General features: G+C 43.8%; 5 protein-coding genes and 1 pseudogene. 5 read left to right on the forward strand and 1 reads right to left on the reverse strand.

Going from position 1 to position 8,343, the window contains the following annotated elements:
- The first annotated feature begins 72 nt into the window (after positions 1-72).
- Entirely contained in the window at positions 73-2,064 is a 1,992-nt protein-coding gene (locus tag ICC18_RS32415; protein ID WP_223193063.1) for a glycosyl hydrolase 115 family protein, read from the forward strand.
- Between the two features lie 1,098 nt (positions 2,065-3,162).
- A pseudogene (tnpC, locus tag ICC18_RS32420) lies at positions 3,163-4,005 on the forward strand (IS66 family transposase); the annotation flags it as partial.
- Positions 4,006-4,136: 131 nt separating this feature from the next.
- Here tnpC and ICC18_RS32425 read toward each other — a convergent pair.
- Complete coding sequence (locus ICC18_RS32425; RefSeq protein ID WP_188178533.1) at positions 4,137-4,979, reverse strand: AraC family transcriptional regulator; 843 nt, start codon at positions 4,977-4,979, stop codon at positions 4,137-4,139.
- Between the two features lie 123 nt (positions 4,980-5,102).
- On the opposite strand from ICC18_RS32425, the gene ICC18_RS32430 reads away from it, so the two are divergent.
- Genes ICC18_RS32430 through ICC18_RS32440 form a run of 3 tightly spaced genes read left to right on the forward strand, consistent with a single transcriptional unit; the run spans position 5,103 to position 8,135 of the window.
- Entirely contained in the window at positions 5,103-6,947 is a 1,845-nt protein-coding gene (locus ICC18_RS32430; RefSeq protein WP_223193064.1) for an alpha-galactosidase, read from the forward strand.
- 57 nt (positions 6,948-7,004) lie between these two features.
- The gene (locus tag ICC18_RS32435) at positions 7,005-7,817 is read left to right on the forward strand and encodes a rhodanese-like domain-containing protein (protein WP_188178534.1); all 813 of its coding nucleotides are present in this window, start codon (positions 7,005-7,007) and stop codon (positions 7,815-7,817) included.
- A 45-nt stretch (positions 7,818-7,862) separates the two neighbouring features.
- Positions 7,863-8,135 carry a DUF4846 domain-containing protein gene (locus ICC18_RS32440; protein WP_188178535.1) on the forward strand — a complete coding sequence of 91 codons (273 nt, stop codon included), beginning with the start codon at positions 7,863-7,865 and terminating at the stop codon, positions 8,133-8,135.
- Positions 8,136-8,343 lie beyond the last annotated feature (208 nt).

An 8,343-nucleotide genomic window follows, 5' to 3' on the forward strand; every position in this document is an offset into this window, starting at 1 on the left:
TTATCAGGTCGAGTACGTATCACCATAGCTTCAAAGGTTACATCACCAATAAACCATGGATTACGCATCCTGATGCGTGATTTGCAAACGGTGTTAGGGGAGCTGCCAGAGTTAACTGAACTTTCGGATGATAACGTAGACATTGTAGTTCGTTTGGCTTCTGAAGAGGATGTGGTTCCCAAACATCCTGAAGGATTCAGTTTTCAATTTCGTGAAAATAGCCTTGGCACTCAGCTTCAGATTATTGGTAAAGACGACCTGGGCCTTGTGTATGGGATCTTATATTTCACCGAGCGGTATTTGGGTATTCATCCGTTCTGGTTCTGGGCGGATCAGACGGTTCTCCATCAGGAGCGGTTAACGATCCCAATTGAGCCTTATGAATCCAGTGTAAGCAAAGTGAGGTTTCGAGGCTGGTTTGTAAACGATGAAGTATGCTTGATTGGGTGGAAGGATTCGTACCCGCCTTCTAGAGAAATTTGGGAGCATGTGTTTGAAGCACTGCTTCGTTGCAGAGGGAATATGGTAATCCCGGGTACAGATCTGCCCAAGAGTGGTGTTCATTTCGATGTTGCTGCTGAGATGGGACTGTGGATTACACATCATCATGCCGAACCGCTCGGTGCTGAGATGTTTCTACGGGCGTATCCAGGAAAAAGGGCCAGCTATCAAGAAGCGCCAGAGCTATTCGAGCACTTATGGAGCGAAGCGATCGAGAAGCAGAAGGATCATAAGGTTCTATGGGTGCTTTCCTTCCGCGGACAGGGAGATAAACCATTCTGGGAGAATGATCCGTCATTTGATACGCCGGAAAAACGTGGGGCCATGATTAGTAAGGTTATACGTCGGCAATACGATTTGATTGGAAAATCAGTGAAGGATCCGGTTTATTGCGTTGCTTTATACGGTGAGATTGCCGAGCTTTATAAGGGCGGGTTTATCGATTTGCCTGACGATGTCATTAAGGTTTGGGCGGATAATGGGTATGGCGCTATGGTATCGCGAAGGCACGGCAATTTGAATCTGCGTGTTTTAGCTTTACCTGAAAGAGGGGACACTGGAAAACATGGCATCTACTATCATGTTACTTTTCATGACTTGCAGGCATCCAATCATCTGACGATGTCTTCTGGCTCGGCTACATTCTTAAAGAAAGAGGTAGAAGGGGCCTTTGCAGCAGGTGCTGATGATTATTTGCTGCTGAATTGCGGTAATATTCGCCCTCACGTGTATACATTGGATATTCTCCGCACGTTATGGAATGAAGGAACTATCGAAATAGATTCCCATTTGGAACAATTCGTTAGGAACTATTATGAGGAGGGGCATGTTTCGTTAAAAGAACTGTATCGTTCCTATACGAAGGCCGCTATCTCCTATGGTCCGAATCCGGATGATCTAGCGGGGGATGAATATTATCATCATCCTGCACGCCGCATTATGGGGCATTGGCTGCAGGGTAAGGGGGATGAGACGGATGAGCGCTTAATCTGGGCTACAGGGGAAGTTAGCTTCGCTGAGCAGGTACGCAGCTTTGCGCGGCGCTGTGAAGAAGGTCTCGCGAAGTGGAATAATTGGGTCGAAAACTGCGATAAAGCAATATATATACTTGGTGAGAATGATAAAAAGAAAGCAATAGATCAATTGCGGTTCCATGGAGCGTTGCACCGTTCCGGCTGTGAAGGCTTTCTATGGTTGTGTCATTCATATGCGGCATATTCAAAGAAACAGTATCCGCAAGCCTTTGTCTATGCCTCTCAATCCCTTTGGAGCTACGAAGAAGGCTTGCATGTTCTCCGCGGTTCAGAGCAGGGTAAATGGGAACACTTCTACCGGGCTGATTGGCTGACCAATATCGAGAGCACGGTTCGCAATGTAGACACGGTGCGTAGATTTCTTCGTATGCAAGGGGATAGCCCGGAGTTCTTCCTATGGTATAAAGAGTACCTTATGCCTGAGACCGAAAAGCATATCTATCTTGAGAACACGCACCGTAACCCATTGTCGGACGATGAGCTTGCCAGACGGTTGAAAGTATATTTCGAGAAAAGCAATCAAGCTTGATGTTTAACGTTGCAGTTCTAAGGCTTACAATATAGAACGGAAAAGACACACAACGAGTGTGTCTTTTTGACGTTTACTTGAGAACATATTACTAAAGAATGATGTGATTATTACATATAAAGTGAAAGCGTTTTGTTCGATAACCAAATTTCCATCGATAATATCCCTAGCTATAATACGTTTGGAGAATTTATTGGCCTTCGCCCAGGCATTTATGCGGCAGGTAACGGAGAGGCTGAATTTTCGCGATTTCGATACTCTATGATTGAAGAGTGATTGGTAGGCTAAGCGCAAAGCTGATTATGATGCCTGCCTTAATGACGGAATTTATGTATGATCTTTCTGGCGGTGCTGCTGGTAATGAGGTTATGAAGATTGGCACGGGTTTTGCCTCAGCACCGGTGCATTAGACCGCATTTGTGGTTACAAACACAAAACGAAAAAGGATCGAAGAAATCTTGAGCTTCGCTTACCCCTAAGGATTAGCTGCAATTAAAGCCTTCTGCTTCAGTCAATATCAGAAATATAGTATCAGGGGAGCTGCAAGGGGTAGAATTTAGTACTTTTACAAGGGGAGTGCAGGGGAAGTGGCAATTCATTACGACGAACAGAACTAAATTTTCCATTTGGTGACTAAAGATACGAGTTATGTGCTGCAAATTCTGAGAGACGGATACTTATCGCATCGCTATTGGGGCAAAAGAGTCAACAAGTTTCGAGATTCAAGGCCTGCCGTTTTTATGGGGCGACCGCTTGATTAGACAGTGAAAAGAAAACTGCAGAAAAATATTTGACAGGTTTAAAAGTATTCTCAATTGTGAAATAAGAAGAGTGACTCGGCGCGGGAAAAGCAGCTGAGCTATAAAATGGAGGCACATTTGTGTCATTAGACAATTATTAAATGTCGGGTGACAAGAACATGGTTACATTAAAAGTCGCATGTGATGCGGCTTTTTCTTTTTATGTCCTCAAGTTCTTGTCAAAATCAGATGACAAGAACTTGAGGACATTCCCGATTTTGACAAGAACATTATGACATTCCCGACGGATCGCGCTAGAATATGGATAGCTTTGTATTCTTGATCACGTAAGTTTCTGGACGTTCTGCATGCCGACGAGACGACCTTGCAAGTTCTGCGAGAGCCCGGCAAGGCCGCATCTTCCGACTCATACTTGTGGCTGTATCGAACTGGCCTTACAGATGCGCCAATCGTCCTCTACGACTACCGGTCGACGCGCGGCGGCGATCTTCCGAAGAACTTCCTTCAAGGATTCAGCGGCTACTTGCACGTGGATGGCTATTCCGGCTACCACAAGGTCAAGGATGTAACCTTAGTTGGATGTTGGGCTCACGCGCGTCGAAAGTTCGACGAAACCTTAAAAGCATTGCCGCCTACGCAAGACAAGACGGCGACCGCTGCGCAGCAAGGAATTGCTTTCTGCAACCAGCTATTCGCGATCGAGCGCGACCTGGCCAAGGCGTCAGCTGAAGAACGTCATACCATCCGTAAGGAGCGAAGTCTCTCGGTTTTGGATGCTTATTTGGCATGGCTGAAGCAGCAGCGCTCGCGCACACTGCCGAAGAGCAAGCTTGGTGAGGCGATTACTTACAGCCTCAATCAGTGGGAAAAACTGACTGCATTCTTGAAGGACGGCCGGCTTGAGATCGACAACAATCGGAGCGAACGCGCGATTAAACCATTCGTCATCGGACGAAAGAACTGGCTATTTGCCAATACGCCACGCGGCGCGAGGGCAAGCGCGACCATCTACAGCGTCATCGAAACGGCGAAGGAGAATGGCCTGAATCCGTTCAAGTATCTTCAATATCTCTTCGAGCAGTTACCTCAGCTTGCCGATCCTAAAGACCCGGATTCGCTGGATAGGCTGCTTCCGTGGTCGGCGTCGTTGCCGTTGACTTGTCGTGTGTTTAAAAACTAAACAACAGAGAAACAGCCCTCATCTTGAAAACAAGGTGAGGGCTGTTTAAACGCTTACTTTTTATCCTGCAACATATCGTCCTCGCTTAATTGTCTGTGCCACAGAGGTCAAATGTGCCTGTAATGTACTCGTTACTTAAGAAAAGGATTTGGTTCATAGTTATTTATGGACTGTTGAAAGATATCTTGTTCTCTCCATTGTGTGGGAGTCATATTAAAGTGTTTTTTAAACAGCTTCGAAAATTCCATCTGATTGTCATATCCGACACTATTGGCAACTTCTTTAATGGTCATACTGCTTTTTTTGAGTGATTGTGAAGCCATCTCCATTTTAAGAGAAATAATAAACTGCTGTGTGCTTATGCCGCAAATGCTTTTGAAGATACGTGCCAGATGACTACGGTCTATGTTTAAAAAATGTGCAATTTCAGAAACTGATATCCTTTTGTGAACATTACTTCTTATATAGTTTTTTGCATAAGAGACATATGTTTCTGCTGTATTCTCATCTTTCTTTAATAATTTACCCTTCGTAAGTGCAGCGATAAATGGCCAAAAATGGCTCATGATTGTTTCAAAGTCAGACCAGCCTAAATCTATTATATTCTTAAGTGCGTTTCCGACGCCATTATCATCATTTATAACGTGGTTTTCGTGTGAGAAGCCTGTCACAGTCATAATCTTCTCCGAAAAGCTGCCGTCAAACTCAATCCAGCGATACAGCCACGGCTCATTGTCATCTGCCTTATAATATGCAGTTTGTTTCGGATAAATCAGAAAAAACTGTCCTGCATGTACTTTATAAGCTTTTTCATTAATATGCAATTCGCCTTGCCCGCTGTAAATGTAATGGATTAAATAGAAGTTACGCACTGCAGGTCCAAAGGAATATCCGTTATTACACTGCTGTTCACCATATTGCATTGGATAAATATCAGATGAGATTAAAGGGCTTTTAGCATAATATAGTTTCATTGAAATCAGCTCCCGAAACTAATATATCACATTTCCCCATAATCACTCCATAAAAACATATTTATTAACACATTTATTTGTCTTATCATAACAATGAAAATGCAAGTTTAAGGAGGATTTCTTATGGACAAGTTTATGAATTTAAATTCAATATCTACCTCCGTATCGGCTAGAGCTACATCAAGGACTGCGCCGGACGAGATCACGGATCCTGACTATATGTTTCCGGCTTTCTCAAACGGCAAGGTGCTTTTAGATAAAAAGCAGGGACGCCTCCCTGCCATGGGCTGGAACAGTTGGAATGCTTTTGGTAGTAAGAACAACGAGGTACTCACAAAGGCAATGGCAGACGCAATTGTTGATTTGGGACTTGCGGATCTGGGATACAAGTATGTAGTGCTCGATGACGGCTGCTATAAGTCCGAACGCGTAAACGGATTACTCTCAAATGAAACTATTAAGTTTCCAAGCGGCTTTAAGGCATTATCTGATTACATCCACAGTAAGGGACTTAAATTCGGCATGTACAATGATATAGGTACAAATCTTTGTGCAGGCTCTGCGGTAGGTACTTGTGGCTTTGAGGATGTCGACACGAGGTCTTATATTGACTGGGGGGTTGACTTTATCAAGGTTGATAACTGCTACTACCTTTGGGACAATGCAACGTTCTCAGATTCAACAAATTCAAAATATTCCTATGCCCCGAATATCAGAAGCATAACGGTTACGGGTGAAGAACTGAAAATAACTTTAAATGCTGTTAAGGACGGTGTGCTTTTAGGCCAGGGTGCATCAAAAAACAGTGGCGACTATGTGACAAATATCGGTACATTCGACGGAACAAACGTGGGTACAACACCTGTAGGCGACCGCTGGGGCGAGCTTGAGTTTACTGTGAACGCACCTGCTAGCGGAAAATACGCCATAACTATAAACTACGCAAGTGGTGAGGAGGATGGCACTGGACGCTGGCTTCAGCTTGCAGTAGGAAACGAAGATAATGAAACTCGGTATTTTGATAATTTGCTTCCTCTTACCCAAAGTACAGCTACCTTTACAGATTCGGAAGAAATAACTGTATCCTTAAATGAGGGAGAAAATATCATACGTCTTATGAACCACAGAAGGCAGGAAAATACCCTTAATTCATATGCGGCTTTGCTCGAAGGCTTGAACAAGGCTGACCCTGACCATGATGTTGTACTCTCAATCTGTGAATGGGGTAAAACACAGCCGCATAACTGGGGATATAAGGTTGGAGACTCATGGCGTATTCTTAATGATATAACCTTCTGTGTCGGCTCTGATGGTAATCCGGGCTCCGCCGAATGGAGTTCAAACAATACCGCAAGTATAACCTCTCAGTACAGCAAGGCGGTTATTATGGACGAGTTTGCCGGACTTGACAAGGGGTGGAACGATCCCGATATGCTTGTAATCGGTATGAACGGAATCACAAATACCATGAGTAAAACTCATATGACGATGTGGTGTATGATGAATTCTCCGATTATGCTTGGAATGGATTTAAGACGGGTTACAAAGGGTGACGAGCTATGGATGATTATTGCGAACAAAGATGTAATCGCATTGAATCAGGATACCCTCGGTATTCAGGCAAAAAGAATTTACTGCTCTATCGATAATACCAATCCCGATACGGCATATATTGCTAATAACAACCGTGTTGATATTCTTGTAAAGCCTCTTGCGAACGGAGATATTGCAATGTCCTTTATAAATCTCAGCGACTCAAGAGATACGAAGGAGCATTCCGTTGGTGTAAGCCGCATTATCGATTATATTGGGCATAAAATAATTGATGCTGAAAAATTTAAAAATGCTGCAAGCTATTACGTAAAGGATTTATGGACAGGTGAGGTTACAACGAACATTTCAAGGACCTTCTCTGTTACAGGCATTGACGCCTGTGACAATGTTACCATAAGAGTTACTCCTGTTTAATACGCTGATGATGAATTTTGTTCCTGAGAACTTCACTCGAATAATAGGAGAAAATTAATGGAAACAGCAATAGACTTTGATGCGGAAGCCAAACTTCATCCCGAGGATAATGTTACTACTGAACAGTTTGTGACAATGGTAATTAGAAGCAGTAAAGGCAATATAGAGCCAACGCGTGGCTGTTGGTCATCAGGGTATATGGATTACGCGTTGTATAAGGGAATAATAGAGGACTATGATATAACAAACATAAGCAAACCCATTGAGCGCCGTTCCGCTGCAAGAATCGTTCATGAGGCACTTTTAACAGAATTCGGAGAAAGAGATGAGTACGAATGGTCGGCGGCAGAAAATCTTAGGGATTTATATTCCTGCCATACCTGCGTTATGCATATAGCGCAGATGTATGTTAAAGGTATAATGCTCGGGCGTGACCATAACATGTTCGACGCTGCGGGCAGCTTAACTCGTGCGGAAGCTGAAGCAGTTGTTGTAAGAATGCTTGATAGGGAGCAGCGTATTCCTCAGACTGGGGGCAGAGAATTTCAAAGTAAAAATCTGTCCCCCGATGAAGCGTGGGAGCTGATGTTAAATGATAATACTGCAATGCTTGTTGATGTGCGGACTAATGAGGATTATAAAACAGGGCATATACAGGAAAGCATTTGTATACCGTTACATGATATATCAAATAACCCGTTCTCGGTATGTAATAGAAAGGATACTCCAATAATCCTTTACTGCCACAAGGGGTATAAGAGTTCTGTAGCGGCACAAGTACTTATAGATGCAGGCTATAGCAGAATCTATACGATTCCAGGTATAGAGCAGTATCCGTATACAACCTGTCGAGTATTTAAACAAGAATAACATCCATCGTAATAGCCCCCATCTTGATGACAAGGTGGGGGCTATTTGACGCTTACAGAGATACAGGCTGGAGATGTGTTTCTGGAAGGGGGCACGCCGGGACATGCAATCGTCGTATTGGATATGGCTCAGAACCCCAAGACCGGTGAAAAGCTCTTTATCCTAGCTCAGGGCTACACGCCTGCGCAAGACATACACATTCTGGAGAATGAGGATAACGGGGAGGGGAATCCTTGGTATTCCACTGCGTTCGAGGGGAAGTTGAAATCCCCGGAATGGACATTTACAAGGGAACAACTGTACAGGTTCACAGATTAATGCCAAGGGAGAAGGCCCAATAGGATCTTCTTGTCCGGCGACACAAACTTATGCGCATAATCGCGAATGAACTTGACCCGTGTATCTGCTCACTCCACTATTCCAGCTAATAGCTTGTCAATATTTAATTATTAATGGTTAATTCATGAGGTGGTATACTTAAAAATGTGTATGGGAAAGAACCGTCCCACTTAGCACGGAAATATAT

The sequence above is a fragment of the Paenibacillus sedimenti genome (assembly GCF_014534655.1).
Taxonomy (GTDB): Bacteria; Bacillota; Bacilli; order Paenibacillales; family NBRC-103111; genus Paenibacillus_E; species Paenibacillus_E sedimenti.